Here is a 26,609-nt window from a genome sequence, read left to right as displayed (position 1 = left end):
ATGACGCTGAGCGACGGACAGAAGCGGTTTTTCGACGATTTCGGATATCTCGTACTGCCGGGCCTCCTGCGCGAGGAGGTTCCCTGGATCATCGAGGAATTCGAACGGGTGTTCCGTGAGGCCGGGATCGTGCACGACGGAACCGCCCGGTCGAGTCTGGGACGCTTCATCGAACGCAGCGAACGACTCTGTACGTTGCTCGACCACCCCGGTGTCGACGGACTGCTGTCGGGCCTTCTGGGGGAGGACTACAACTATCTGGGCAGCGGCGGCGAGTTGTATGTCGGTGACGGCATGTGGCATCCGGACTGTCACGGAGACCCGGTTGTCCAGGTCAAATGGGCGATGTATCTCGATCCCCTGACTCCTGTGACCGGCGCCCTCCGATTCGTGGCGGGTTCCCATCGGCAGGGATGGAAGGGCAATCTCGATACCCATGCGCTCTGGGGCATAGGAATGGAGGAAGTACCCTGCGTCGCCCCGCGTAACGAGCCCGGCGATGTCGTCGTGTTCAACCAGATGACCCTGCACAATGCTCTTGGCGGCGGAAACCGCCGTCGTATGCTGAACATGCTGGCCTGTTCGTCCTGCCGTACGGAGACCGAACTCGCCTTTCTCCGGCGCAGGCTTCCTGGCGATCGCAGCGAACTCAATTGGGACCTGATGCGCAAGACGGCGACGCCGAAGCGGATGCGTCACCTGGATCAACCATGGCAGATACTGGCATAAAGGGCATCGACCGGAACCTGACCCGGTACGGCGATACGGAGTTCAGCCGCTATTTACGGCGGGCGTTCCTGTCTTCCGCGGGTTATGACGGCGAAGACCTCAACCGCCCGATCATCGGCATCGCCGACACGTCATCGGATTACAACACGTGTCACCGGGATATGCCGGCTCTCGTGGAAGGCGTCCGGCGCGGGATCGCCCAGGCCGGCGGTCTCGCCCTGGTCTTTCCCACCATCTCGCTGGCCGAAACGCTGCTTTCGCCCACTTCCATGCTCTTTCGCAACCTGATGGCCATGGGCACGGAGGAAATGATCCGTTCGCAACCGATGGACGGCGTCGTGCTGCTGGGGGGCTGTGACAAGACCGTGCCGGCCCAGTTGATGGCCGCCGTTTCGGCTGGCCTGCCGGCGATCTCGCTGGTGACCGGCGCCATGCGCACGGGAAGCTGGCAGGGCGAACGTCTCGGCGCCTGCACGGACTGCCGGCGGTACTGGCTCCGGCACCGGGCGGGCGAGATCGACCGGAAGGAAATCGGGGAGATCGAACAGTCCCTGTGTCCCACGGGCGGAACGTGCATGGTGATGGGAACGGCCTCTACCATGGCCTGCCTCACGGCGACGCTGGGCCTGATGCTCCCCGGCGGGGCCACGCCGCTCTCCGGATCGGGCGACCGGCTACGCCAGGCGGTGACGACGGGCCGGCGCATCGTGGACCTGGCCCGGTGCGGGGAGGATCCGTGCAAGTTCCTCACCCGGGCTTCGTTCCACAATGCGTCGGTCGTACTCGCGGCGCTGGGCGGGTCCACCAACGCCGTGATCCACCTCATCGCCATTGCACGCCGCGCCGGCGTCTCCCTAACGCTGGAAGACCTCCACGAGGCGGCGCGGAACACGCCCGTGCTGGTGAACTGCAAGCCCGTGGGCACGGGATACATGGAGGACTTCCACAAGGCGGGCGGCCTCCCCGTACTGTGGAAGGCCCTGGAATCCAGGCTGGATCCCGATGCCTTGAACGTGAACGGCGTGTCCCTGGGAGAGATCCTGGAAGACACGGCCCCGCCGGCCGCCTGGCAGGATACCATCGGCACCCTGGAAGACCCCGTCGGTCCACCCGGCGCCCTGGTCGTCCTGCGCGGCAGCCTGGCGCCCGACGGCGCACTGATAAAACGGGCCGCCGCAGCGCTCGACCGCCAGCGCCACCGCGGTCCGGCCGCCGTATTCGAATCCCCCGACGACGTGGCCGCGCGGATTGACGACCCGAAACTGGGACTGACTCCCGATCACGTGCTCGTCCTGAGAAACGCCGGTCCCGTGGCCATGGGCATGCCCGAAGCCGGGTCGCTGCCTATTCCGGCCTACCTGGCCAGAAGGGGGGTCACGGACATGGTGCGCGTCTCCGATGCACGGATGAGCGGCACGGCCTATGGTACGGTCGTGCTGCACTGCTGTCCCGAGGCCGCGGTCGGCGGACCGCTGGCGCTCGTACGGGACGGCGACCCGATTGAACTCGACGTGGAAGGCCGGCGGCTTGACCTGTGCGTGCCGGAGGAGGATTTGGCCCGGCGGAAGGCCGGTCATGCCCCTCCCCCAACGCCCGAACGGGGCTGGCGCCGGTTATACGCCGATCACGTCCTGCCCGCCCACCTGGGCGCCGACCTGGATTTTCTTTGAGAAAGGAATGCTGTCATGACAAACCACTCGCTTGACCTGAAGCTGCGCCGCCAGGAACTGGTGCTTGACAATGGCTTTGCGGTTTGGAACACGATCACGACCGATACCCGCTGGGAACCGGAGCGAACTGCCCTTGTGCTATGCGACATATGGGATTCCCACTGGTGCCGCGGCGCGGTCGAGCGGCTGAACGCGTTGACCCCCCGGATGAACGAGGTCGCGACCGCCTGCCGGTCCCGCGGCGTCCTGATCGTACACGCTCCGTCCGATACCCTGGATTTCTACCGGGATACGCCCGCGCTAAAAAGAGCCGAGTCCGTGCCGTCCGTGGACCCCCCTCCGGATCTCGATCTCCCGGATCCCCCGCTCCCCGTGGATGCATCCGACGAAGGCGCGGATACCGGCGAAACAGAGACTTTCAGCGCCTGGTCCCGGCAGCATCCGGACATCGTCATCGACCAGGAACGGGACCTGATGTCCGACAGCGGTGCACAGATCTATGCGTGTTTCAGGCACTACGGGATCCGCAATATGCTGATGATGGGCGTGCACACCAACATGTGCATCCTGCACCGGACCTTCGGCATAAAGCAGATGGTCCGCTGGGGCGTTCCCGTGGCGCTGGTCCGCGATCTCACCGACGCCATGTACAATCCCGCCATGCCGCCCTACGTCAGCCATGATGAGGGCACCCGCCTGGTGGTCTCTTTCATCGAGAAGCACTGGTGTCCCACCGTGCACAGTTCGGACATTCTCTCGTAACGACGGGAAGGGCAGGGCCTTGACCAGACGGAAGAGCCGTCACGTCGAAGATGCACGTCGTTCCCGCTGGCCGGGTCTCGGGGCCGTTCGATGAATCGTGTGCTGGACTTGTTGTCCGTGGGAGACGGCAACCTCGACGTGTGGATGCGTGTTCCGCGCCATCCGGACCGTCGCCATGAAGGCGTGCGGGGATCCGGCGTGGTCGGTGATACCTGTCGCGTCGGACCGGGCGGGGCGGCCGCGAACGTGGCCATGGGCATGGCACGGTTGGGCGTGCGCGCTGCTTTCGTCGGGGCGATCGGAGACGACGCACCCGGTTCCCAATTCGCGGAGGGCATGCGGGCTGCCGGGGTAGACACGTCCCATCTCCACGTCATGGAGGGACGGGCGACTTCGCTGGCCTGCATGTTCGAAACGCCGGACGGCGAATACACCTTTTACGTGTGCCCGGGGTCCAGGACCATTCCTTCCCACTGTCTGACCGGCGACTTCGTTCGGTCGGCGCGTATCCTATACGTCACCGGCCATGTGCTGACCGAAGACAAATCGACCTGCGCGGCCATCCTCGACGCGATGGCCACGGCCCGAGACGCCGGCGTTACGGTTGCCCTCGATCCGGGAAAGTACTGGCTCAATCCCGCCTTGGAATCTCACGTACACGAGGCCGTGAAGTATACGGACATCATCCTGCCCAACCAGGAGGAAGCAGAACAGCTCACGGGCCGGCAGGATCCCTTTGGCGCCGCCGCCGACCTGCTGGAGGCGGGCGTCGGCATCGTGTCGGTGACGCTGGGTGGCCGGGGTTGCCTGGCGGCCTCCAAAGACCGCATGGTCGAGCAGCCCGCCTTTCACGTCCGGACCGGGTCCACGGTCGGCGCGGGCGACGCGTTTGCGAGCGGACTGTTGTACAGTTTTCTGTTGAAGGAGAACCTGGAGGAAATGGCGGCTTTCGCCAACGCCGCGGCGGCCATCAAGATCGGCACACCCGGCGCCTCGGAAGGCCTGCCCGGGGCGGATGAGGTAAGGGCCTTCCTGCGGGAAAACGTGTAGCGTGGACAGGAAAGTCCGGCCGGCCTACTTCCGGCTCCCGGCATAAAAGGGAAGCTTCACCACTTCGGCGGTGATGTGCCTGCCTCGGATGCCGATCGCCAGGTCCGTTCCGGGTTCCGCCAGTTCAGCGGGCACGAAACCTGTGCCGATCCCCAGCCCCAGCGTGGGTGAAATCGCTCCGCTGACGACCCGGCCGACCGGGACCTGGTCGTGGAGGATCTCATAGCCTTGCCGGGGTATCCCCCGTTCCAGCAACTTCAGTCCGACCAGCTTCCGCTTCACGCCTTCACGCCGGACCCCCAGCAGGGCGTCCCGGCCGATGAAGTCCGGTTTCTTCAGCTTGACCGTCCATCCCAGGCCGGCTTCGATGGGATTGATTGATTCGTCGATCTCGTGCCCGTAGAGCGCGAGTCCGGCTTCCAGGCGCAGGGTGTCTCTTGCCCCGAGTCCGCACGGCTTCAGGCCCCCTGAAGTACCGGATTCCAGCAGGAGGTCCCATAGCTCGGCCGCATGCTCCGCCGGATACCAGATCTCGAAGCCGTCCTCGCCCGTGTATCCGGTACGAAAGACGCGGGCATCAATGCCCCCGACGCGCGTTTCGACAAATCCCTGAAACATGAGCGAATCCAGTTCGGCCTCCGCCAGCGGATCGAGTATCTGCTCGCTGCGGGGTCCCTGCAACGCAATGAGCATGCTCTCCTGGCTCAGGTCCCGGATTTCGACGTTATATGCGACGGCATGGCTGCGGAACCAGTCCAGGTCCTTTTCCCGGTTGCCCGCGTTGGGAACGACCAGCAACCGGTCCGGCATTCGATATACCAGGAAGTCATCGATGACACCGCCGTCGGTCCGGCAGGCCAGGGTATACTGGGACCGATAGGGCTTAAGCCGTTCGACGTCATTCACCGTGACGTGGTTTGCGAAGGCGACGGCATCCGGTCCGGATATCTCGACGCGGCCCATGTGGGAGACATCGAAGAGACCGGCCGCCGTACGGACCGCGTGGTGTTCAGCCAGAATCCCCTCGTACTGAACCGGCATCTCCCAGCCGCTGAACGGCACCAACTTCGCGCCCAGCGCCAGGTGGCGGTCATATAGCGCGGTTTTTCGGAGTTCCGCCATGCAACGCTCCCCCTGCGTGATCCCGATTTTCACCCATCGCATTTAACGCAAGGGCTTCCTGCGGTGTCAACACAAAAACGAGATCCATGATAGGGCTCCGACTGATTTGAACAGGCGGGCATCGAGGGTCAAATCATCCGAATCACCATCATCAAAAGGAGTTCCATATCATGACGCGAATATACCATTTCGCCATCACCGTGCTATGCCTCGGTTTCGCGGGGAAGGCCGCGGGCTCGGGAATCGTCATTTCGGAGGTACTGGCCGATCCCCACTCGGAATCCAAAGGAGAGTTCGTCGAACTCTATAACGCGGGGGACGGACCGGTGGATCTCGAAGGCTGGCCGCTCGGCGATTCGCGGGATGTGAACGACACGATTACGGACTTCACCGGCCCCCATGACTTCGGCCTGGCGGGTACGGTGCTGGCACCGGGCGCATACGCGCTGGTCGTAGATCCGGACTACGAAGGCGAATACAACGAGCGAATTGCCGCGGCGGGCGATCCCGGTCGTCTACTGATGCTGACCATCAAGGGAGACCGGACACTGGGCAACGGGCTCGGGAACAGCGGAGACCTGGTCTTCATCAAAAGAGACGAGATTACGATCGACCAGTTCGCATGGACCGAGTCGGCGGGCGGTAACGGCATCTCGTGGGAGCGGCCGCGATTCGACCTGCCGGTGGACGAGTCCAACCGTATGCCGTCCACACATCACGGTGGATCCACTCCGGGGTTCCGAAACAGCACGGCGAGCGACCTTCCTCCCACGTCCGGGCCGGTGGAGCCGGAGGAACCGGAAGTGCCGGAGGAACCGGAAGAACCCGCCGAACCTTTGGAACCCATGGCGCCACAAGACACCGGGAGTTCAATGGAAAACGTGGTCATCAATGAAATTATGTTCAACCCCGGTCCGAACCGGACCGAATGGATCGAACTGTACAACAGGGGGAGCGGTGCGGTCGATCTTGCCGGCAGCGCGTTGAGGCTGGATCACGTGGAACGGGTGCGCCTCATTTCCACGGACCGACTGACGATCGAAGGCCATGGCTATGTCGTCATTGCCCATGACGCCGCCCTGTTCCGGGAAACGCACCCCGGCTTCGGCGGTACCGTGGTGGAGGCAATGGGCGGCTGGGAAAGGCTGCGGAACAGCGGTGCGACGATATGGCTACTGGACGCGCTGGGAACACCCGTCCATGACGCGGAATACGACGAGGCCTCGAATCCCGACCCAGGCCGTTCCGTGGAACTGGTGAACCCGGACTTCGATCCGCCCGTCTGGGGACCGTCCGCCGACGCGGGCGGCGGTACCCCGGGCCGGCGAAACGCACTCTATGTATCCCGCATTCCGGACGGCGTTTCCGTGCATTTCAGCAACAATCCGTTCTCACCTGATGGCGACAACTACGAAGACGTCTGCCTGGTGACAGTCGACCTGCCCGCATCCCACGGAATTCTACACGCCATGGTATTCGATATCCATGGACGGTTTCTCACAACGCTCATCGATCAAGCGACGGTAGCCAGCCGTCATGTCTTTACCTGGGACGGAACGGATCAGCACGGACGCGGGCTGCCTGCCGGCCCGTACATACTATACATAGAACAGATGCTGCCCACACTCGACAGGCTGACGGCTTCCAAGCATCTGGTCGTGATCGCCGCTTCGCCATGAACGGCCGGATTTCGCCGCGAACAGCCGGATATTGTACTTGACATGGGGGCCTGGTTTCCCTTGATTTACGGTGGCTTCAAGCAGCATCGCTCCAGGCCGCCCGGAGTTTGAATCGGGTCGCGCGTACAGAGACGGATACATGAACAGTATCGTGGTATTCAGCGGCTCTTCCCATCCCGCGCTGTCGGAAGAGGTCTGCCACTATCTGAACGTACCGCTGAGAGCCAGTACCCTGACGCGATTCAGCAACGACTGCCTCCAGGTCCAGTTGAATGCGAACTGCCGGGAAGGCGATGTCTACATCATCCAACCGCTGGGTCCTCCGGTGCAGGAGAACCTGGTTGAACTGTTGTTGATGCTGGATGCCGCCCGCGGGGCGTCGGCGGCGCGCACCACCGCCGTGCTACCCTATTACTCCTACTCGAGATCCGACAAGAAGGATGCTCCCCGCATATCCATCGCCGGTCGCCTGGTCGCCGATCTGCTGGGAACGGCCGGCGCCAATCGCATACTCACCCTGCAAATGCACCAACCGCAGGTTCACGGGTTTTTCAGTATCCCGGTAGATCACCTGAACGCGATCAAGGTACTGGCGCAGCACTTCCAGCAGCGGGATCTGAGCAACACGGTCGTGGTTTCTCCGGACCTGGGCAACGCGAAGAATGCGGCCCATTTCGCGCGGCAGTTGATGCTGCCGGTGGCGGCGGGCAACAAGCGCCGCATCTCGGATGAAAAGGTCGTAATCGACATGATCGTGGGGGACGTTTCCGGCAAGAATGCGATCATCATGGACGATGAGATCGCAACCGGCGGCAGTATCTTCGAACTGATCCAGCTGTTGGAAGAACGCAACGTACAGCGGATTTCCGTCGTTTGTACGCACGGGGTATTCAGCGGCGGGGCCATCGAGCGGTTCAGACAGAGTGACCGGATCGACGAAATCGTCACGACGAACACGGTACCCATCGGTGAAGACAAGCGACTTCCCCACATGGTCATCCTTTCCGTCGCTTCGCTCCTGGCGGAGACGATTCGAAGGATCCACAACGGAGAATCGGTGAGCAGCCTGTTTGCCGATACGATGTAGGGTTCGGCCGGAGGGCTGCTTCCGGTCGGCCGCAGGACGCGGGACGACTTATAAGAACCAAACGCGGGACTAACCCGATTCATGGAGGAAGAGGATGGACCAGATCAAACGGCGCGAGTTTCTGAAGACGGCATCCACGGCCGGATTGGCCGGTGGGGCCGCACTGATGGCTGGTTGCGGATCCGGGCAGGAAAGCAGCGGTCCCGCTATCCGTACGGACAGGACCTATGAGTGGAAGATGGTCACCACCTGGACGCCGAACCTGCCCATATTGCAGGAGAGTGCGCGACTCCTTTCCCAATGGGTGGAGGAAATGTCCGAGGGGAGGATGAAGATCACGGTGTATGCGGGCGGCGAGTTGATTCCGGCCCTCGAGGGATTCGAAGCGGTCAGCCAGGGTGTGGCGGAAATGGGACACGGCGCCGCGTACTACTGGGCGGGGAAAGCGCCTGCCACCCAGTTCTTTTCGTCGGTACCCTTCGGGATGAACGCGCAACAGGTCACCGCCTGGCTCTACAGCGGCGGCGGACTGGAGTTATGGGAGGAAATCTACGCCCCATTCAACCTGATCCCCATGCCCGCGGGCAATACCGGCTTCCAGATGGGAGGCTGGTTCAGGAAGGAAATCAACACCGCCGACGACCTCCAGGGACTGAAGATGCGGATACCGGGCCTGGGCGGTGACGTGATCAAGCGGGCGGGCGGTTCGGCCATTCTGTCCCCCGTCGGCGAGATCTATACCAACCTCGAACGCGGGGTCATCGACGCCACCGAATGGATCGGCCCGTACCACGACTACCTCATGGGCTTCTACCGGGCGGCCCAGTACTACTACTATCCGGGGTGGCATGAGCCGGGCACCGTGACGGAACTCATGGTCAACAAGAGTGCTTTCGAGGAACTTCCGGCCTATCTGCAGACGGTGATCCGGACCGCGGCGGCGCGGTCGACGCACTGGGTGCTGTCCGAATTCGACGCCAGGAATAACGAATACCTTCAGAAGCTGGTCAACGAAGAAGGGGTACAGCTCAGGCGCTTTCCGGATACCGTGCTCACGACCCTCAAGGGATACTCGGAAGAAGTCATCGCCCAGCTCGTCGAAACGGACGAAGACAGCAGGCGGGTGTACGAGTCCTTCACTGCTTTCCGGAACACGGTCACCGGATGGACGGACCTGGGAGAGAAGATCTACTACTCGGGCGCCATGGGGTAGGGCCATGGGGTGGGGCGGCAGGGCGATGAGGCGGCAGGACGCTGCCGCTATCCGTCGAAAACGCCTTCGATCCGGGCGATCCAGCCCGTCATCGCATCGCAGTACAGCAGGTCGTTTCCGCAACGCGCCAGGCCGTGCGGTTCCGGATGTTCCGGTCCGATGTGGATCTCGTCGCGCACGTCTCCGGTCTCGACGTCCATCTTCGCGATGACGCGGTCCACCTTGAACACCATCCACAGGGCGTTATCACCGGTCCTCACGACGCCGTGGCCGGCGTCGTAGGGCAGCGGAATGACGCGCTTTATCGACCAGTCCGGGATACGGACCTGCGTGAGCGTCTTCTCCTTTAGCGTGCTCAACCAGATCGTGCCGGTTTCCACGAAATCGTAGTCCAGGCCATGGGTGCCGCCGGGGGCTGGAAGCGGCCGGCGCAGCAGGGTAGCGCCGGTACGCGGGTCGACCTTGAGGATCTCGCCCGTCCCGGGCGGCGCGTCGGTCTCCTTCGAGAAACGCCACCGTTCGCCCGGGCCGTTCGCGGCCAGCCACAGCCCACCTTCGCCATACGACATCCCGCTCGTGTTGGAGGACTCCGTCGGCAGCTCGCGCAGTATCCTGCTGGCACCGTACTCATGGGGCGCTTCCAGGGCGAGGAGCGCGATGCGATCGGTGAATTGATCGACGACCCACAGGCCTTCATCGGTGACCTGCAGGCCGTTGGGCGCACTGTACGGTGCACGCATGTATCGGGTGATTGTGGGGTTCATGCCTCTTTCCTGTCCTTGAGACGGGTCCAGCCCCTGCCCGGGTTATAGGGCTTCGCCTCGTGGTAGCGGTCGCGCAGTTCCCTGAAGGCTTCCGGCGTCGTGACCTCCCGCTCGGGATGACTCGAATCCCGGATCACGAAGTCGGCCTCGCTCGGATAGCAGGCCATGGTGACCGGATCCCGTTCCGGCGTGTAGGTCTCCGGATCCTCCTCCGAGTTGTTCGGCGCGTCCATGGACTGATACCGCAAGTCGATACTCCAGCGAACGATCCCGGTATGGTTTACGAAGGAGGCGTGGGGGGTCAGATTGGTCATGAACAGGACGTCGCCCCGTTTCATCTCCAGGGGAATGGGCTGGTTCTCCGGCAATTCGTCCCCGGGGATCTCCAGGTAGCCGCCGTGCCCGCCGGTGTAATGCCGGAACACGCCACCCTTGTGGACTCCGGGAATCACGTTCAGGCAGCCGTTTTCCACCGTCGTGTCGACCAGCGGGATCCAGCAGGTCACGATCAGGTGACGGTCGCAATGGGGCAGGAAGTAACCGGAGTCCTGGTGCCACGGTACTTCCGTCCGTGTATGCCCCGGGAGCTTCGGACGGATACGATAGGCGGAGGCGCCCACGATGTCCGGTCCGATAAGATCTGAAACACAGTCTACCAATTCCGTATTCCGCAACAACTCCAGCATCGACTCGCCGTTGAACTGTCCACCACCCCGGCCCATGATCATCGCCAGGACGGCCTCGCCGGCTTCTTCGGACTCCTTGTAAATCTGCGCCAACCGGGTCTCGAACCCCTCTTCCTCGTAGGCACTGGCCAGTTTTCCCTCGCCGTGCAGCCGGCGCGCGCCTTCGTCCACGATGTCACTCAGGGCGAGGATCAACGGCCGCAAAACGACTTCAGACAGCAACCCGGCTTTGACCACGTATCCCCGCGTATCGAACTGCGTGGTTTCTGCCTTTGTAAAACCCATTGTACGCCTCTCATGTTCCCAGGTCCACACCCGGCCGTCAGATGCGCATCATGTCCGACACGTCCAGCTCGGTCTTCGGCTGGTGGGGTTTCAGGAAACGCATGATCTCTTCCGACGTGGACAGGTCCAGCGCCTCCCGGGTAATGGTTTTGAGCTCCTGGTAATCCGCCGAGCGGATCAGGCTCTTGATCTCGGGGATATCTATGGGGCTCATGCTGAGCTCGTCAACGCCGAGACCGAGCAGTATGCAGGCCGCAAGGGGGTGCGCGGCCATGGCGCCGCACACGCCCACCCAGATATCGTTGTCATGCGCGGCGTCGATCACCGACGCGACAAGGCGGAGCACGGCCGGATGGCACGGGTTGTACAGGGAGGCGATGCTCGGATTGCCCCGGTCGGCCGCCACGGTGTACTGGATCAGGTCGTTCGTGCCGATGCTGAAGAAGTCCACCTCCTTCGCCAGGTCGTAGGCCGTCAGAGCCGCCGAAGGGATTTCGACCATGATTCCGACCGGCATCGACTGGTCGACGGGCACCCCGTCCTCCAGCAGTTCGTTCCGCGCTTCTTCAAAAAGCGCCTTCGCCCTCCTGAGCTCTTGCAATCCCGATATCATGGGGAACATGAGACTCACGTTGCCATCCGCACCGGCCCTCAGGATGGCGCGCAACTGTACCTTGAACATTTCCGGCCGGTCAAGACAGAGCCGGATACCGCGCTGGCCCAGGGCAGGATTGGCTTCGTCCGGCATCTGCTTCGGCATCTTGTCCGCCCCGAGGTCCAGCGTCCGTATGATCACGTGGTTCGGCGCCATGCGCCGCGCGATGCGCTGGTACGTCCGGGTCTGATCTTCTTCGGACGGCAATTCGTTGCGAACCAGATAGAGAAACTCGGTACGGTACAGGCCGATGCCGTCCGCGCCGTGGTTCAGGGCGTCTTCCAGTTCAGCCGGAAGTTCGATATTCGCCGACAGCTCGATGCGCCTTCCGTCCCGCGTCTCCGCGGGCAGGTCGTGGAGTTCCTGCAGCTCATGCTCCAGCACCGATAGCTGAGACTTCGTTTCCCGGTACCGCCCGATCGTATCGGCATCCGGATCGAGATGGACCATCCCGCTGTTGCCGTCGATGATGATCATCATGCCGTCCGATATGGCCTGGGTGGCGATGTTGGTGCCGACCACTGCTGGCACGGCCAGGCCGCGGGCGACGATCGCCGTGTGTGACGTCTGACCGCCGGCATCGGTAATGAAGCCGCAGACCGCGTCCCGGTCCAGTTCCGCGGTGTCCGAAGGGGACAGGCTGTGCGCCACGAGCACGATCTCCCCGTCCGTGGCCTCAATCCCGCTTTGCGAGCTGCCCGTGAGTTTCGCCAGGACCCGATAATGCACGTCCTCGAAATCGGCGGTACGTTCCCGGAAGAACGGATTCTCGATCGAAGAGTAATTGGCGATCCAGCCCCGCATCACATCGTCGAAGATATACTCCGCGTTGGTCAACTCACGCCGGATGCGCACGATGGTGACGTCCACCACTTCGGGGTCTTCAAGTACGGCCTGGTGCGCGCGGAAGATCTTCCCTACGTCCTGGTCGAAATCCACTGCGATGCGGCGCTGCAACCGGGTCAGGTCGTCCAACGCCTCGTCGACGGCGGTACGGAATCGAAGAATCTCCGCCTCCACGCCGTCGGCGGGGATCGAACGCTGGTTTATGGCGGCGAAGCGGCGATTGTAGATAAAAGCGCGGCCTATGGCGATGCCCGGCGATGCCGGAATGCCTTTCAGTACGCGGCGCTCTTCGCTCATATTACGGCTCCTGATCCTGGTCGAACATGTCGGATATCGCCTTCAGGGCATCCGTTTCGTCCGGCCCATCGATCTCCACCGTAATGGAACTGCCGTGCTCCGCGGCCAGCATCATGACCCCCAGGATGCTCTTGCCATTCACCGGAATGTCGTCCTTGACCAGCGTGACTTCCGACTTGAATCTGGACGCCGTGCGAACCAGTTGCTCGGCGGGTCGCATGTGCAACCCCTTCCTGTTCTTTACGGAAACGGTTTTCCTTATCAAGTCGCTGCCCGATCCATTCAGCCCTGCGTGACATGCTTCTACTCGTAGTCTTCCCTGCGATACCGTACCTTTTCGCCTTCCTTCATGACCTCCAGCACCCGCTGATTCAATATGGACGCCGGGTTGATCCCAACGACCTTCAGGAGATGCCTGAGTGCGACGACCTCGGAAATAACCGTCAGGTTCTTGCCCGGATTGATGGGAATCCGGACATAGGGCAGTTCCGCGTCGAGCAAAGTCGTGGTCTTCTCATCGAGCGCCGTCCGTTCGTAGACCTCGTCGCTGTTCCAGTCCTCCAGGTTTACGACGACTTCTATCCGCTTGCGCACGCGGATGCTGCGTATGCCGAACATGCTGGTGACGTCGATAATGCCGACGCCGCGTATTTCCATGAAATGCTGCGTGATCGTGTTGCTCGTACCCATGATGACGCCGCGCCGCATCCGGTATGCCGTAACCACGTCGTCGGCAACCAGCCGGTGGCCCCGTTCCACCAGGTCCAGGGCCGTTTCGCTTTTGCCGATTCCGCTGCGTCCCGTGAACAGGAGACCCACGCCGTACACGTCGACCAGGGCGCCGTGCACGGTCGTCATCGGTGCGAAATAGGGTTCCAGGTACTCGATCAAGGACTGCGTGAAGGCATCCGTCGTCAGTGAAGTACCCAGGACGGCGGTATCGAACCGTTCGGCGGTCTCGGTCAATTCCCGCGGCGGATCCATGCCCTTCGTTATCACCATGCAGGGAAAACCCTGGTCGAACAGCCGGTCCAGCGACGCAAGCCGCTGGTCCGCGGGCAGACTGTTCAGGTAGGATAACTCGGTCTCCCCCAGGATCTGGATCCGGTTGCTGGAAAACCGCTCGACAAATCCCGCCAACGCGAGTCCGGGGCGATTCGTCTCCGCGTTCGTTATCTTCCTGGACAGTCCCGTTTCACCCGTCAACGGGGACAGTTTCAGGTCGACCTGCTCTACCAGGTTCTTGATCAGCAGGACGCGCGATTTCAGGGGCGATGTCGTGGCCATCGTCCGCTACCTAGTGACGCCGGGTTCTGTGATCGTGCAGCTTGCCGTTGTGCTTTTTCAATTGGGTTTCCATCTTGTTGACCGCCTGGTCAAGGGCCGTGTAGGCTTCGGCGTTCTCCTCTTTGCTGGTCAGGACGTGCCCTCCGACGTGCACGTTCAGTTCAACCATGTACCGGTATTTTTCCTGCGAGACGATAAGGTCCGCACTCAGGATGTTGTCGCTGTATCTGTTCAAACGGTCGATCTCTCTGTCCGCATGCTCCTTGTAGGCGTCTGCCAGTTCGCAGTGTCGGGCCGTCATGGATTTCTGCACGTTCGCCTCCCTTCGCTGTATGGCTGATCTGCTGTATGGCTGATCGGGTCAGATCCTTCTGCGCATCCGCGCAATGGGTATTCCCAGGTTCTCGCGGTACTTCGCCACCGTCCGCCGCTTGATCTGCACGCCTTCCTTCGTGCGGAGAATCTCCTCTATCGCCTGGTCGCTCAACGGCGCGCGCGCGTCTTCTTCCTCGATGATCCGCGCGATGCGGTCTTTGACCGTCTTGGTCGCCAATTGGCCCGCCGCGGCTTCCCCGGTCTCCTCGTCCGTCTTTTTCTTCAATCGACCGTCGAAGAAGAACCTCAGCGCGAAAATGCCCCGGGGCGTCTGTACGTACTTGCCCTGGGTGGCCCGGCTGACGGTCGTCACATGCAGACCCACCTCGTCGGCCACTTCCTGCAGAATCATCGGCTTGAGACTGGTAAGGCCCGCATCCAGGAACTCGCGCTGGGCCCTGACGATGCAATTCGTCACCTTCAACAGGGTTGACCGCCGCTGTTCGATGGAGTTGACAAAGTGGTTCGCCTCGGTCAGCTTGCGCCTCACGTAACGCCTGTCTTCGTCGGAGGATTGCGCGTTACGGTTGAGGATGGCATGGTAGGCATGGCTGACACGCACCCTGGGCAGATTGCGATCGTTGAGGTAGACGAGGTACTCGCCGTCTACTTTCTCGACGATTAGGTCGGGATGTATGGCGATAACGGATGAATCGCTGACGGCCAGCCCTGGATGGGGATTGAGTCCGGCGATCACGTTCAGGGCGTCGCCGATTTCCTGCTCGGACGCCCTGATCTTCTTTCGAATCGAAGCGATGCGCCGCAACTTGACGTCGCGCCAGTGTTCCGATACCAACCGGTATGCTAGGGAATCGCTCAAGTTCAACGCTTCCAGTTGAAGCATGAGACTCTCTCGCAGGTCCCGCGCGCCGACGCCGGTAGGCTCGAGGGTCTGCACGACCTTCAGCACCCGTTCCGCCTCGTCGAACGACACGCTCGACTCCAGCGCCAGGTCCAGCAGTGGGACGTCGAGGAGACCGCTGTCATTCAGGTTTCCGATCAGGTATTCCCCGATTTCGCGGTCCCGGGCGGAGAGGTCGAGAAGACGCAATTGCTCGATCAGGTACTCGGTGAGCGTCGTATCCGACTTTCCTTCCCGTTCCAGTATGTGCTGATCTTCCCTTTTTTCCGTCTCTTCACGGGCATCCATCTGGTTGTGCATGCCGTCCTGAATGTAGGCATCCCAATCGATTCGGTCCCGTTCGGACGCGGGTTCCTCCGCCAGGGGTTCGCCCGTGGGGTCCTCCGCCGCCTCTCCCGCCTCTTCCTCGAGTTCCAGCAGCGGATTCTCCTCGATCTTCTCCTTGATTTCCTGCTCGAGTTCCAACGTGGTGTACTGCAACAGCTTGAGCGAGTACATCAACTGGGGAGAAAACTGCTGTCTGGTCTGGGGCTGAAGTTGAAATTCCATGGGCGTGCCTTCCGGTTACTCCAGGCGGAACCGCTCGCCGAGGTAGATACGGCGCGCTTCGGGGTCCTCGGCCAGGTCCTTGGCCGTACCCGATATGTAAATCCGGCCGTCGGCCATGATATAGGATCGGTCCGTGATCTGCAACGTTTCCCGTACCATGTGATCCGTGACCAGGATGCCCAGTTTTCGTTCCTTGAGGCGTCCGATGAGCCTCTGAATATCCTCGACGGCAATGGGATCGATGCCGGCGAAGGGCTCATCGAGCAGAATGAACTTCGGTTCGGTCACCAGGGCGCGGCTGATCTCGGTTCTTCGCCGCTCGCCGCCCGACAGGGTATAGGCTTTGTGCTTGGCCAGATGCGCGATGCCGAAATCCTCCAGCAGATCCTCCATCTTCCGGCGCCTTGCCTTGCGGGTCATGGGCAAGGTCTGGAGTATGGACATCAGGTTCTGTTCCACCGTCATCCTGCGGAAGATCGACGGTTCCTGGGCCAGGTAGCCGATCCCCACACGGGCCCTGCGGTACATCGGCCACCGCGTAATGTTCCGGCTTTTCCCGGTCTCGCGGTCATCGATGAGCACCCGTCCCGACCCTGGCTTGATCATGCCGACGATCATATAGAACGAGGTGGTCTTCCCCGCCCCGTTCGGGCCGAGCAGTCCGACCACCTCGCCCTGGTCTACGCGCAGGCTCACATCGTCGACGACGCGGTGACTCTGGTAGGACTTTACCAGGTTCTCAGCTCGCAGGCACTGCACGGATCCTCCGATTCAACGGTTTCCGTCCTCGTCTTCAGGGTTGAGATAGGACCCGTCCACGCCACCGTCCGCGTTCACCTTGACCGGTTCGCCTTCATTCAGTTCGATCACGATTTCCTTCGCCCGGACCACGTTGTGGCCGGTAGAGCCACCTTCGAGCGCAGACGGATTGTAGGTACTCACCGCGTTCCCTTGCGCGGTAATCATCCTGACCGATTCGCCCTCGAAGTCCACGACCATACTGCGGCCTTCAATGGTACTGCGGTTCGCCTGTTCCGCCTGTTCCGCCTGGTCAGTCTGGTCGGTCTGGTTGTCTGCCTGGCCGGCCGTCCGGTCCGCCACATCGTCCGCCAGATTCGTCCCCTCTTGCTCTTCCGCGGTATAGGAACCCCGGGCGTTGCCCGTAACCAGGGCGCGTATGACCTCGCCGTCCTCCATTTCGAGGATGATCTCATCCCCGGTGATCTCGCTGTGAACGCTCCGGATCACCGGGTTGCCGAGGAGATCGATCTGCTGGCCTTCGCTGTCGAAGCGCAACGTATCGCAGATCCCCTCCAGCGTTCCCTTCACGACGCTGACCGAATCGAACACGTCGGCGGTCCGGTCTTCGAAGGCGTAGGCCATGCCTTTCCCGTTCGCCACGATTTCGCCCTCATCGCCTTCCAGTCGCTTGACCAGCCGGGGATCGCCGCTGAAACGAGCGCTATCCGTTGCCTTGAAATACTCCGCGTGATCACAATAAATGGTCACGCCTTCGCCCTCGTCCACCACGATGACGGATTCCTCGGCCAGTGCTTTCAGCAGGGAGTTGGTTTCAGTGAAGTAGTACTCAAGACGAAAGCCCTCGATGTTGATCCTGCTTTCGTTTTGCCGCCAGGTCATGTTCGGCTTGCCCGTCGCCACGGCGCGATGGGGATCCTGGGTGAATACCATGCGACTGCCCGTCAGCACCACGCCGTCCAACGTGTCGTCGAGCCTCACCTGCCCCGCTCCGATAGCCCGCTGGTCCTGTTCATAGTACACCGCGGCGTCGGCGGTGAGCGTGGTGGTCCCGCGGATCATGCGTACGTTTCCAAAAAGATGTACGATACCTTTCAAGCGATCATAGTTCACCCGGTCACTCGTCAGCACGGTATCTCCGTGCTTGAGCCTCACAGACTCGGCCAGATCGAAAACCTCGTCGACACCGGTAGCCCGGAAGCTGCCCGCTTCCTCGATTTGCACCGGCTCGCGGCGCTCCTGGCCACTTGCCTGAGTAGCGGAAAGCACGATGAAACAGCAGACCGTAATCAACCATCTGACGGACCCTGTACCACGATACAATATACCGGAATTTCCGTTGAACGTCAAGGATGCGTGCCCCCCGTGACGGCGGTCGAAGTGCTGCGCTGCGAAGGGGTCATTGCGGTTGTTCATCCGGCAGAAAACGGCCTTTGATGTTGCGCCGGATGATATATCCGCGCATGCCCGGATCGGCCTCAAACCCATCGCCCGCAATGACATCCGTGTCCCCGGTCAATCGTACGGCGGCATCCGTTACGATGAGATTCGCCGCGTTCAACCAGGTCAGGGAATCGGTTTCCAGGGTGCCCCGTTCCGTACTGTGGACGGTTACGCCGCCCCGGACGCGCAGGTTGTGGGTCTGCCCGTCGATTTCGCCCCACTCCGCTTCGAGCGTAGAGGCCAGGCTGCCGTCTTCTTCAAAGAACTCGACGTGGATACCCTCATCGATGACTGTGACGTTGGTTTCCGAAAAATAAAGGCGGTGCCCGGCCCGGATCGTGGCTTCCTGCCTGCCATCCCGACTCAGGTATATAGTCGTGTTCCACGCTTCCTGGTCCGGCAGCGCATCCTGCGCGCCTTCTTCCGGAACCGGCGGATCCACGGGTTGGCATGCGGCCGGGAAAAGGACAGCCGCGCACAGGACGATTACCACGACCAGGCGCCACGGCCGGTAACGGGCGTGCCTTTTGAATGCATGGAGAATCAGGCGGGGCGAAACATGAAGATCGTGGGTAGTCGGCATGACTGAATATACCTGGTTTGATCCGTAGCTGCAAGATCAAGTTGGGCCGTTGACGCCGTGTCAAGCCTCCTTGGACGCCTTTTCAGGTCGCCACGCGCGCCGTGTCAAGCCTCCTTGGACGCCTTGTCAGGTCGCCACGCGCGCCGTGTCAAGCCTCCTTGGACGCCTTCCAGCGGTCGTGCATCCATACCCACTGCGACGGCGCTTTCCTGATGAACCGTTCCAGTTCCCCGGTATACGCCCTCGTCGTTGTTTCCACGTCTTCCGGCGTCCGTCCGGTGGGCCGGATCGGCGGCCGGACCATCACGAGATGCGTGTCGTCCGGCAAACGGCGAATGGCCATGGGCACGATGGGCGCGCCCGTTCGGTCCGCCAGCACCGCGGGTCCGGTCGGAGTACGCGCCGGGTGGCCGAAGAAGGGGACCGCGATGCCGGCACCCCGGGTATCCTGGTCCACCAGGAGCCCCACCACATGCCCTTTTCTCAGCGCGCGAAGTATGGCGGTAGTTGCCCGGTCGCGGGGCACCACTTCCAATCCGCTCCGCACCCGGTTCTCCCGCAGGAGCGCGTCCAGCCTGGCATCGTAAAGCGGGGCCGCTACCACGGTTACCGCGAATCCCTTGAGCGCCAGGAACGCGCCCATCAGTTCGAAGTTGCCCAGGTGGGCGCTGACCGCTACCACGCCCTTCCCCTCGCCATAGGCCGATTCCAGGAGGGACAGGCCATCGGCCCTGACCAGTCCATCCACGTTCTCCGCCGTGACCCGGGGCAGCCGGGCGACATCCACGACATTCCGTCCCAGCTCCCGGAAGACAGTCCGGCCCAGCCGCCTGATCTGCCCGCGCGACTGCGCTTCGCCGTAGGCCAGCGTCAGATTGGAAAGGGCAAGGCGCCTGGGACCGCGGGCGGCCAGGTACGCCAGTCCGCCGATCCACCCCCCGACGGACAACGCCTGCCGTCTCGGCAACGCGTTCATCAGGCCGATAATCGCGCACACCGCCTGATAGATCACGGCATTTCGCATGCGCTTGATCAGAGAGGCCAAGAGTGCACTCGCATGGAAGTCAATCCACGGTGTGGGGCCGCACGACTTCGTCGATCGCCTTGAGGCTTTGCAGCAGTGGTTCCAGGCGGTCGAGCGGCAACATGCTCGCGGCGTCGCACAGCGCTTCGGAAACCCGGGGATGGGTCTCGATGAATACCGCTTCGCATCCCGCGGCCACCGCGGCACGGGATAGAGGTTCGATGAACTCAGGGGTGCCGCCGCTCGCGTCGCTGCTCGGACGGCCGTATAGCCTCACCACGTGGGTGGCGTCGAATACCACGGGGTATCCCGTCCGGCGCATGATGGCCAGCGACCGCATGTCGGCGACCAGGTCGTGATATCCGAATGAGACGCCCCGTTCGGTCAGGAGGATGCTCCGGTTGCCCGTGCTTTCGATCTTGGACACGACCGACGCCACGTCTTCCGGCGCCAGGAACTGTCCCTTCTTTACGTTGACGGGCTTTCCGGTCCGGGCCAGGGCGAGGGTGAGTTCCGTCTGCATGCACAGGTGTGCGGGAAGCTGCAGAACGTCCAGGACCTCCGCGGCCTCTTCTACCTCAGGCAACGCGTGAACGTCAGAAAGCACGGGCACGCCGAGCTCTCGAACTTTCCGGAGTACGCGCAACCCCTCGTGCAGCCCGGGCCCTGCGAAGTAGGCTGCCGAAGAGCGGTTCGCCTTCGCATAGGATGATTTGAACACGAGCGGGATGCCCAGGCGCCCGGTGACCGTAATCAGGCGTTCCGCGGTCTCCATGACCACGGCCTCGCTCTCGATCACGCAAGGCCCGGCGATCAGCGCCAGCGGCCTTCCGCCGCCAATGGCCACGTCTCCCACGACGACTTCTTTCACGACGCATCTTCCTCCGCGGCCAGCCTGCGTTCCGCCTTTACCAGGTCTTCGGGCACATCGACACCAAGTGGGGCGTAGTCGGTTTGTCGTACGGTGATGCGGTATCCGTTTTCCAGGGCCCGCAACTGTTCCAGCCGTTCGATCCGCTCCAGGGGCGTCGGTTCAAGCCCGGCGAACGTGAGCAGGAACGACCGCCGGTAACCATAGAGACCCACGGTGTTGTAGAACCGGTGTTCGTGCAGGTACTCCCGGTCCGGCCGTGCCCCCGGCCAGGGCAACGGCGAGCGGGAAAAGTACAGCGCCAGACCCCGTCCGTCGAAGACCACCTTGCCCATGTGGGGATTGAGCAGGTCCTCCGTCCTGGTGATCCGGTGCGCGAGGGTCGTCATGGGCAGGTCCGGATCGTCGATCAGGGGCTGCACCACCGTTTCGATGGCTTCGGGCGTGATCAGCGGCTCGTCTCCCTGGATGTTGACGACCACGTCCGTATCCATCTCCCGTACGGCCGCGGCCAGCCGGTCCGTACCGCTCGGGTGATCCGGCGCGGTCATGATCGGCTCGCCGCCGAACCCGCGGACGGCGTCCGCTATGCGCCGGTCGTCGGTCACGACGTACAGATCGGTGAGGCACCGCGCCCGGCTGGACCGCTCGTAGGTATGCTGTATCATCGGTTTGCCCCGCAAGGGCGCCAGCGCCTTGCCGGGGAAACGCGTCGAAGCGTAGCGGGCCGGTATGAGACCCGTGATTCTCGGGATATCGGATCCCATATCGCCTTCAGATTACCTTGGGTACCGTGAAATGGCCGCGATCGGACGCCGGTGCGTTCCGCAACGCTTCTTCCTGGCTCAGCGACGTTCCGGCTTCGTCGTCGCGGAGGACGTTCTTCAGCTGCAGCACGTGGGAAGTCGGACCTGCGGCCGTCGTGTCGAGCGTATTGAGCTTCTCCATGTACGCGAGTATGGCATTCAACTGATCCACCAGCTGTTCCCGTTCTTCATCCGAGAACTTCAGGTGGGCCAATGCCGCGACATGATCGACGTCTTTGACGGTTACCGTCATGGTTTGTCGCCCCTTCGCATGCGCCGGATCGACCGGCGCTTATTCAATATATCAATACATCGATTTGTCATTATATCATTTCCAGGGCAGCGTATTTCACGATCACCTTCTTGGTCGTATCCGAGAAGCGTATCGTCGCCCGCAGGTCGTCCCCGCTTCCCGCGACCTGTATGATGCGTCCCTTGCCCCAGATAGGGTGTTTGACATCCTGTCCCTGGGATATCCGCACCCTGCCCATGGGCGTCTCCACGGTCCGGGGGGTCGTGATATCGTCTTCGAACGGGGGGGCGGAGGCCTTTTCTTCCTGCGGCCAGGACGACCGCGAATAGAACCGGCCGGTGCGCTCCTCGGAAACCAGGTCGTCGGGAATCTCGTCGATGAAACGGGACCGCAGGGAGGTCTGCGTTCCCCCGAACCTGCGACGCAGATTGGCGTGCGTGAGGAACAGTCGTTCCCGGGCGCGCGTGATGCCCACGTAACAGAGCCGCCGCTCCTCTTCCAGGTCGGTGGGGCTTTCCATGGCGCGCGAAATGGGGAAAAGGCCGTCTTCCATGCCCGTGATGAAGACGACGGGAAACTCCAGGCCCTTGGCGTTGTGCAGGGTCATGAGCGTGACGCAGTCCACGGATTCGTCCCACCGGTCGATATCGGTTACCAGGGCCACTTCCTCCAGGAAATCGTCCAGCCCGGAGACCGGCTGTCCCTCCTCAGGCCGCTCGGTCGCCTCTTCAAGGGCGGCCATCAGCTCGTTCACGTTCTGCACCCGGGTCTCGGCCTCCACGTTTTTCGCGGCCTCCAGTTCCAGTGCCCGCAGGTAGCCGGTCTTTTCGAGCACACGCCTTGCCGCCTCCGCGCCCGATATCTCTGACAGGCGCGACCTGAGACGCAGCAGAAACTCCCCGAGTTCCAAGGCGGCGCGGTGCGCTTTACCCGAAATGCCCGCCTCTCCGGCATGGTACAGCGCTTCCAGGTAGTCCATGCCCCGCTCGACGGCCAGTTGCTCGACGCGTGACACGCTGACGGCGCCGATGCCTCTGGCGGGGGTGTTGACCATACGTCGGAAGCTGATGGCATCCCGGCCGTTGACCAGGACCTTCAGATAGGCCAGGACGTCCTTGACTTCTTTCCGTTCGAAGAACCGGACGCCGCCGACGATCACGTAGGGCAGGCCGGCGCGGCGCAACTCGTCCTCCAGCGTACGCGACTGCGCGTTGGTTCGATAGAGGAGGGTAAAATCCCTCAGCACCCGGCCGGAATCGTTACGCATCTCCTGGATCTTACGGGATATCCACCGGGCTTCATCCCGGTCATCCATCGTCTCGACCAGGCCGATCTTCTCCCCGCCAGGGTTGTCCGTCCACAGCTCTTTCCCCTTGCGGCCCTTATTGTTGCGGATGACTTCGTTACCCGCCTTCAGGATCAGCCGGGTGGAACGGTAGTTCTGTTCGAGTCGGATGACCCGCGCCTCGGGATAGTCCTTTTCGAACTCGAGGATGTTCCGGATATCCGCGCCGCGCCAGGCGTAGATGGACTGGTCGTCGTCCCCCACCACGCACAGGTTCCGGTATTTGCGCGCCAGCCGGTTGATCCATTCGTACTGGGCGCGGTTGGTGTCCTGGTATTCGTCCACCAGGATGTACTGGAACCGTTCCTGGTACCGGTTGAGCAGATCCGGATGTGACGCATAACCGACCGCCAGCCGCATGATGAGATCGTCGAAATCCAGTGCGTTGCAGTCTTCCAGGGCGCGCTGATATGCGTCATAGATTCGCGAAACCACCTGCTGTTCAAAGAAATCCGTGTTCTGCGCCTTGTACTCGTCGGGCGATAGTAGCTGGTCCTTGGCTCCGCTGATATAGCTGCGAACCGCCTCGGGGGAGTAGCGCTTGTCGGAGATCTCCAGCTCCTTCATCATCCGGCGGATGAGGGCCAGTTGATCTTCGCCGTCGTAGATCACGAAATCGCGGCGGAACCCCAGGATCTCCGCTTCACGGCGCAGTATCCGGGCCGAGAGGGAATGAAAGGTGCCCACCCACTGGGGGACGTCGCCCTGCCCGAGCATCCGGTCGATCCGGTCCTTCATCTCGGCGGCCGCCTTATTGGTAAAGGTGACCGCCAGGATGTGATAGGGCTCGATGCCGAGATGTTCGACGAGGTAAGCGATCCGGAAGGTCAACACCCGGGTCTTGCCGCTGCCGGCGCCGGCGAGCACAAGCAACGGCCCATCGACATAGGACGCGGCCTTGACTTGAGCGGGATTCAGTTCGCCAGCGAGGTTCATTCACCGTTCCCAAACGGCCAAGAGAGAAGGACAGTCCACCCGGAATTCAGCCAGCTTCATCCATCTGGAAATTTCGGTGAGCAGGGCGATATCATAATACACGGCCAAAATCGGTCCTGTCAATACAATCATGGCCCGGGCGACGACCGTCGAAGGACGTCCGAGCCAAAGTTTCGTTGAATATCCGGGGCAGTCGGATATATTAAGGCGGATCGTTTCCAACCTGTTTGTCCGGAGCATGAAACGCGGGATCGCTGCAAATGCTGGATTGCCTGACGGATCGTGGAAACCTGCCCGCCGACGCGGAGGCCTTCGAGCACGCCCTGGCCTGTTCGCCGGAGAGTCCGTTCGGCCCGCTGGGGATGCGCTTCGCGGTACGGAAACCGATTTACGTCGTGCGGGCGCCCGCGCGGCTCGACTGCATGGGCGGCATCGCGGACTACAGCGGTTCGCTGGTCTGCGAGATGACCCTCGACCGTGCTGTTCTGATGGGCCTTCAGGCCAGGGACGACCGGAAGGTGGTCGTGCACAGCGCCGGCGTGGACGAACTGGGCCTTTCTCCGGACGTTACGCTGGCGCTCGACGACCTGGCGCCGGGTTCGGGCACCGTGGATTACGAATCCGTAAAACGGCGTTTCTCCAGCACGCCGGAATCCGCCTGGGCGGCCTACGTTGCCGGGGCTTTCAGTGTGCTGCAGGGCGAAGGGCATATGGAACGATTCCCCCACGGCGCCACGATCGTGCTGGGGAGCAACATACCGCTTCGGGTCGGCGCGTCCTCGTCGGCCGCGCTGGAAATCGCGGCCATGCATGGACTGAACTTGCTTTACGGTATCAACCTGGACGGGATGACGCTGGCCGTCCTTTCCCAGAAGGTGGAAAACCACTTGGTCGGCGCGGCCTGCGGCATCATGGACCAGGTCACCTGCGCAATGGGTACCCGGGGCCATCTCCTTTCCCTGCTTTGCCAGCCCCATACCGTGCGGGAACAGATTCCGATCCCGGACGGGATACGCTTTATCGGCATCAACTCCGGCATCCGCCGTGAAATCAAGGGCGCGCGGTATACGAACAGCAGAATCGGCGCGTTCATGGGCCTGGCGATCCTGCGGGATCAGGTGCGGTCCGGCAACGGAGCCGCCGCGCATCTCCCCCTGGGCTACCTGTGCAACCTGTCCACGTCCGAATATGTGCATTCCTGCCGGTCCCTGTTGCCATCTAGCATCTCGGGCCGGGTGTTCATGCGGCGTTACGGAACCACGCCCGATCCCGTGACGACCGTCGTCCCGGAGGTCGTGTACAAGGTGCGCAGCCGCGTGGAACACCCGGTGTACGAACACCGTAGGGTGACCGACTTCACCGAGTGCATCCGGCGGGCGGGGTCTTCCGAAAAACCGGCACTACTCGAACGGGCGGGCAGGCTGATGTTCGCCTCGGACTGGAGTTACACGCACCGGTGCGGGCTCGGGTCCACCGAAACGGCCTGGATCGTCCGGGAAGTAAGGAAACTGGGGGTGGAAGCCGGATTCTACGGCGCCAGGATTACGGGCGGAGGAGCAGGCGGGACGGTCGCCGTCGCGGGAAACGACCGCATGTTCGACCACCTGGATCATCTGCTGGAACGTTACGGCGAAGCGACCGGGATCGAGGCCGAACTCTTCACCGGAACTTCGCCCGGTGCCCTCGAATTCGGGCACCGCGTCTATCGGATCCCCTGAACATTCACGGCGGGTTTGAAGGAGTCGGACCGGTTTGAAACCAATACGAAAAGCGGTCATCCCCCTGGCGGGACACGGCGTCCGCATGTTGCCGGCGACCCGCGCCGTGCGCAAGGCGCTCTTCCCCATCGTGGACGTCCGGGGACGGGTTTGCCCCGTGCTGCAACTGATCATCGAGGAGGCGGTCAACGCGGGCATCGAGGAAATCGGCCTGGTGATTGCACCGGAAGACGAGGCACTGATCCGCGCTTACTTCTCGCGGTTGCCCGGCCCATTGAAATCCGTAATCGGAAACCGTGCGGACCTGCTCGCCGCGGCCGAATCCCCCGGCGCACTTTCGGAGAAACTGACCTTCATCACGCAGGACCGTCCCCGGGGGTTCGGCGACGCGGCCCTTCGCGCGAAGGCCTGGATCGGCGGCGATCCGGTCCTGGTCATGCTGGGCGATCACCTGTACCTCAGCGGGGAGGACCGGTGCTGCGCGCGTCAGTTGCTGGACGCCTACGCGGAACTGCAGGCCCCGGTTTCGGGCGTGATCCGCAAATCCGTCGATGAAATCAGCCGCTTCGGGACGGTTTCGGGCCGTCCCGTGCCCCGGTGGAACGGACTCTACGAACTGGACACCGCGGTGGAAAAGCCCGAACCGGACCTGGCGTGGGAACGGCTGCGCGTGGAGGGCATGCCGGCGGACACTTACCTCTGCTGGTTCGGCCTGCACGCCATGACGCCGGACATCTTCGATTGCCTGGCGCGGATGGAAGGAGGCGGCACCATGGATAACGGCGAACTTCAACTGACCGGGGCACAAGCCATGTTGGCCACTCAACGGGCGTACTTCGCCCTGGAAATCAACGGCGATCACTTCGACACGGGTTCGCCGGAAGGATACGTGGAGGCTGTGGCGGCCTTCGCCGGTCCAACCGGCATTTCCAACCACAGAAAGGAATGCTGAT

25 protein-coding genes are annotated in these 26,609 nt (G+C 62.4%); 9 read left to right on the top strand and 16 right to left on the bottom strand.

Going from position 1 to position 26,609, the window contains the following annotated elements; genetic code table 11:
• From F4Z81_11250 to F4Z81_11235, 4 genes are all read left to right on the top strand, one after another.
• Positions 1–729, top strand: a complete 729-nt coding sequence (locus tag F4Z81_11250) for a phytanoyl-CoA dioxygenase family protein (GenBank protein MXW05631.1) — start codon at positions 1–3, stop codon at positions 727–729.
• Entirely contained in the window at positions 711–2,399 is a 1,689-nt protein-coding gene (locus F4Z81_11245; protein ID MXW05630.1) for a dihydroxy-acid dehydratase, read from the top strand. The genes F4Z81_11250 and F4Z81_11245 overlap by 19 nt, the downstream gene beginning before the upstream one ends.
• A 15-nt stretch (positions 2,400–2,414) precedes the next feature.
• A complete protein-coding gene (locus tag F4Z81_11240) occupies positions 2,415–3,161 on the top strand; it encodes an isochorismatase family protein (protein ID MXW05629.1) in 747 nt (248 codons plus the stop codon).
• Between the two features lie 90 nt (positions 3,162–3,251).
• Complete coding sequence (locus F4Z81_11235; protein ID MXW05628.1) at positions 3,252–4,211, top strand: carbohydrate kinase family protein; 960 nt, start codon at positions 3,252–3,254, stop codon at positions 4,209–4,211.
• 24 nt (positions 4,212–4,235) lie between these two features.
• Here the strand turns inward: F4Z81_11235 and gcvT are convergent, their stop codons facing one another.
• On the bottom strand, positions 4,236–5,333 hold the full coding sequence (gene gcvT / locus F4Z81_11230) for a glycine cleavage system aminomethyltransferase GcvT (GenBank protein MXW05627.1): 1,098 nt from the start codon (positions 5,331–5,333) through the stop codon (positions 4,236–4,238).
• A 170-nt stretch (positions 5,334–5,503) separates the two neighbouring features.
• Here gcvT and F4Z81_11225 point away from each other — a divergent pair, with 170 nt between their 5' ends.
• From F4Z81_11225 to F4Z81_11215, 3 genes are all read left to right on the top strand, one after another.
• Positions 5,504–7,012, top strand: coding sequence for a hypothetical protein (locus F4Z81_11225; protein MXW05626.1), 1,509 nt, complete (start codon positions 5,504–5,506; stop codon positions 7,010–7,012).
• Positions 7,013–7,151: 139 nt separating this feature from the next.
• Complete coding sequence (locus F4Z81_11220; protein MXW05625.1) at positions 7,152–8,099, top strand: ribose-phosphate pyrophosphokinase; 948 nt, start codon at positions 7,152–7,154, stop codon at positions 8,097–8,099.
• A gap of 94 nt (positions 8,100–8,193) precedes the next feature.
• A complete protein-coding gene (locus tag F4Z81_11215) occupies positions 8,194–9,312 on the top strand; it encodes a TRAP transporter substrate-binding protein (GenBank protein MXW05624.1) in 1,119 nt (372 codons plus the stop codon).
• A 47-nt stretch (positions 9,313–9,359) separates the two neighbouring features.
• Here F4Z81_11215 and F4Z81_11210 read toward each other — a convergent pair whose 3' ends face one another.
• The 15 genes from F4Z81_11210 to F4Z81_11140 all read right to left on the bottom strand — a co-directional run bounded on the left by F4Z81_11210 (position 9,360) and on the right by F4Z81_11140 (position 23,938).
• Positions 9,360–10,076, bottom strand: coding sequence for a hypothetical protein (locus F4Z81_11210; GenBank protein MXW05623.1), 717 nt, complete (start codon positions 10,074–10,076; stop codon positions 9,360–9,362).
• Positions 10,073–11,047 (bottom strand): phytanoyl-CoA dioxygenase family protein, encoded by a 975-nt coding sequence (locus F4Z81_11205; protein MXW05622.1) that lies wholly within the window; start codon positions 11,045–11,047, stop codon positions 10,073–10,075. Before F4Z81_11205 ends, F4Z81_11210 begins: the two co-directional genes overlap by 4 nt.
• Positions 11,048–11,084: 37 nt before the next feature.
• Positions 11,085–12,845, bottom strand: coding sequence for a phosphoenolpyruvate--protein phosphotransferase (gene ptsP, locus F4Z81_11200; GenBank protein MXW05621.1), 1,761 nt, complete (start codon positions 12,843–12,845; stop codon positions 11,085–11,087).
• A gap of 1 nt (position 12,846) precedes the next feature.
• Positions 12,847–13,110, bottom strand: a complete 264-nt coding sequence (locus F4Z81_11195; GenBank protein ID MXW05620.1) for an HPr family phosphocarrier protein — start codon at positions 13,108–13,110, stop codon at positions 12,847–12,849.
• Positions 13,111–13,148: 38 nt separating this feature from the next.
• Positions 13,149–14,132 carry an HPr(Ser) kinase/phosphatase gene (hprK, locus tag F4Z81_11190; GenBank protein MXW05619.1) on the bottom strand — a complete coding sequence of 328 codons (984 nt, stop codon included), beginning with the start codon at positions 14,130–14,132 and terminating at the stop codon, positions 13,149–13,151.
• Between the two features lie 10 nt (positions 14,133–14,142).
• Positions 14,143–14,445: a ribosome-associated translation inhibitor RaiA gene (gene raiA / locus F4Z81_11185; protein ID MXW05618.1), complete on the bottom strand. Its 303-nt coding sequence runs from the start codon at positions 14,443–14,445 to the stop codon at positions 14,143–14,145.
• A 48-nt stretch (positions 14,446–14,493) separates the two neighbouring features.
• Complete coding sequence (rpoN, locus tag F4Z81_11180; GenBank protein ID MXW05617.1) at positions 14,494–15,918, bottom strand: RNA polymerase factor sigma-54; 1,425 nt, start codon at positions 15,916–15,918, stop codon at positions 14,494–14,496.
• A gap of 15 nt (positions 15,919–15,933) precedes the next feature.
• Positions 15,934–16,668 carry an LPS export ABC transporter ATP-binding protein gene (gene lptB, locus F4Z81_11175; protein ID MXW05616.1) on the bottom strand — a complete coding sequence of 245 codons (735 nt, stop codon included), beginning with the start codon at positions 16,666–16,668 and terminating at the stop codon, positions 15,934–15,936.
• Positions 16,669–16,689: 21 nt separating this feature from the next.
• A complete protein-coding gene (locus tag F4Z81_11170) occupies positions 16,690–18,180 on the bottom strand; it encodes a hypothetical protein (GenBank protein ID MXW05615.1) in 1,491 nt (496 codons plus the stop codon).
• Positions 18,077–18,703, bottom strand: coding sequence for an LPS export ABC transporter periplasmic protein LptC (gene lptC / locus F4Z81_11165; GenBank protein MXW05614.1), 627 nt, complete (start codon positions 18,701–18,703; stop codon positions 18,077–18,079). Before lptC ends, F4Z81_11170 begins: the two co-directional genes overlap by 104 nt.
• Positions 18,704–18,851: 148 nt before the next feature.
• Positions 18,852–19,748, bottom strand: a complete 897-nt coding sequence (locus F4Z81_11160; protein ID MXW05613.1) for a lysophospholipid acyltransferase family protein — start codon at positions 19,746–19,748, stop codon at positions 18,852–18,854.
• Positions 19,749–19,767: 19 nt separating this feature from the next.
• On the bottom strand, positions 19,768–20,598 hold the full coding sequence (gene kdsA / locus F4Z81_11155; protein MXW05612.1) for a 3-deoxy-8-phosphooctulonate synthase: 831 nt from the start codon (positions 20,596–20,598) through the stop codon (positions 19,768–19,770).
• Complete coding sequence (gene kdsB, locus F4Z81_11150; GenBank protein MXW05611.1) at positions 20,595–21,365, bottom strand: 3-deoxy-manno-octulosonate cytidylyltransferase; 771 nt, start codon at positions 21,363–21,365, stop codon at positions 20,595–20,597. The genes kdsA and kdsB overlap by 4 nt, the downstream gene beginning before the upstream one ends.
• A gap of 7 nt (positions 21,366–21,372) precedes the next feature.
• Positions 21,373–21,657, bottom strand: a complete 285-nt coding sequence (gene gatC / locus F4Z81_11145) for an Asp-tRNA(Asn)/Glu-tRNA(Gln) amidotransferase subunit GatC (protein ID MXW05610.1) — start codon at positions 21,655–21,657, stop codon at positions 21,373–21,375.
• Between the two features lie 70 nt (positions 21,658–21,727).
• Complete coding sequence (locus tag F4Z81_11140) at positions 21,728–23,938, bottom strand: AAA family ATPase (GenBank protein MXW05609.1); 2,211 nt, start codon at positions 23,936–23,938, stop codon at positions 21,728–21,730.
• 260 nt (positions 23,939–24,198) lie between these two features.
• On the opposite strand from F4Z81_11140, the gene F4Z81_11135 reads away from it, so the two are divergent.
• Both F4Z81_11135 and F4Z81_11130 read left to right on the top strand, forming a co-directional pair.
• Entirely contained in the window at positions 24,199–25,656 is a 1,458-nt protein-coding gene (locus tag F4Z81_11135; GenBank protein MXW05608.1) for a GHMP kinase, read from the top strand.
• A gap of 34 nt (positions 25,657–25,690) precedes the next feature.
• The gene (locus tag F4Z81_11130) at positions 25,691–26,608 is read left to right on the top strand and encodes a nucleotidyl transferase (GenBank protein ID MXW05607.1); all 918 of its coding nucleotides are present in this window, start codon (positions 25,691–25,693) and stop codon (positions 26,606–26,608) included.
• Position 26,609 lies beyond the last annotated feature (1 nt).

The organism is Gemmatimonadota bacterium (assembly GCA_009835325.1).
Lineage (GTDB): Bacteria > JAAXHH01 > JAAXHH01 > JAAXHH01 > JAAXHH01 > JAAXHH01.
This window is presented reverse-complemented; position numbering and strand designations above follow the sequence as displayed.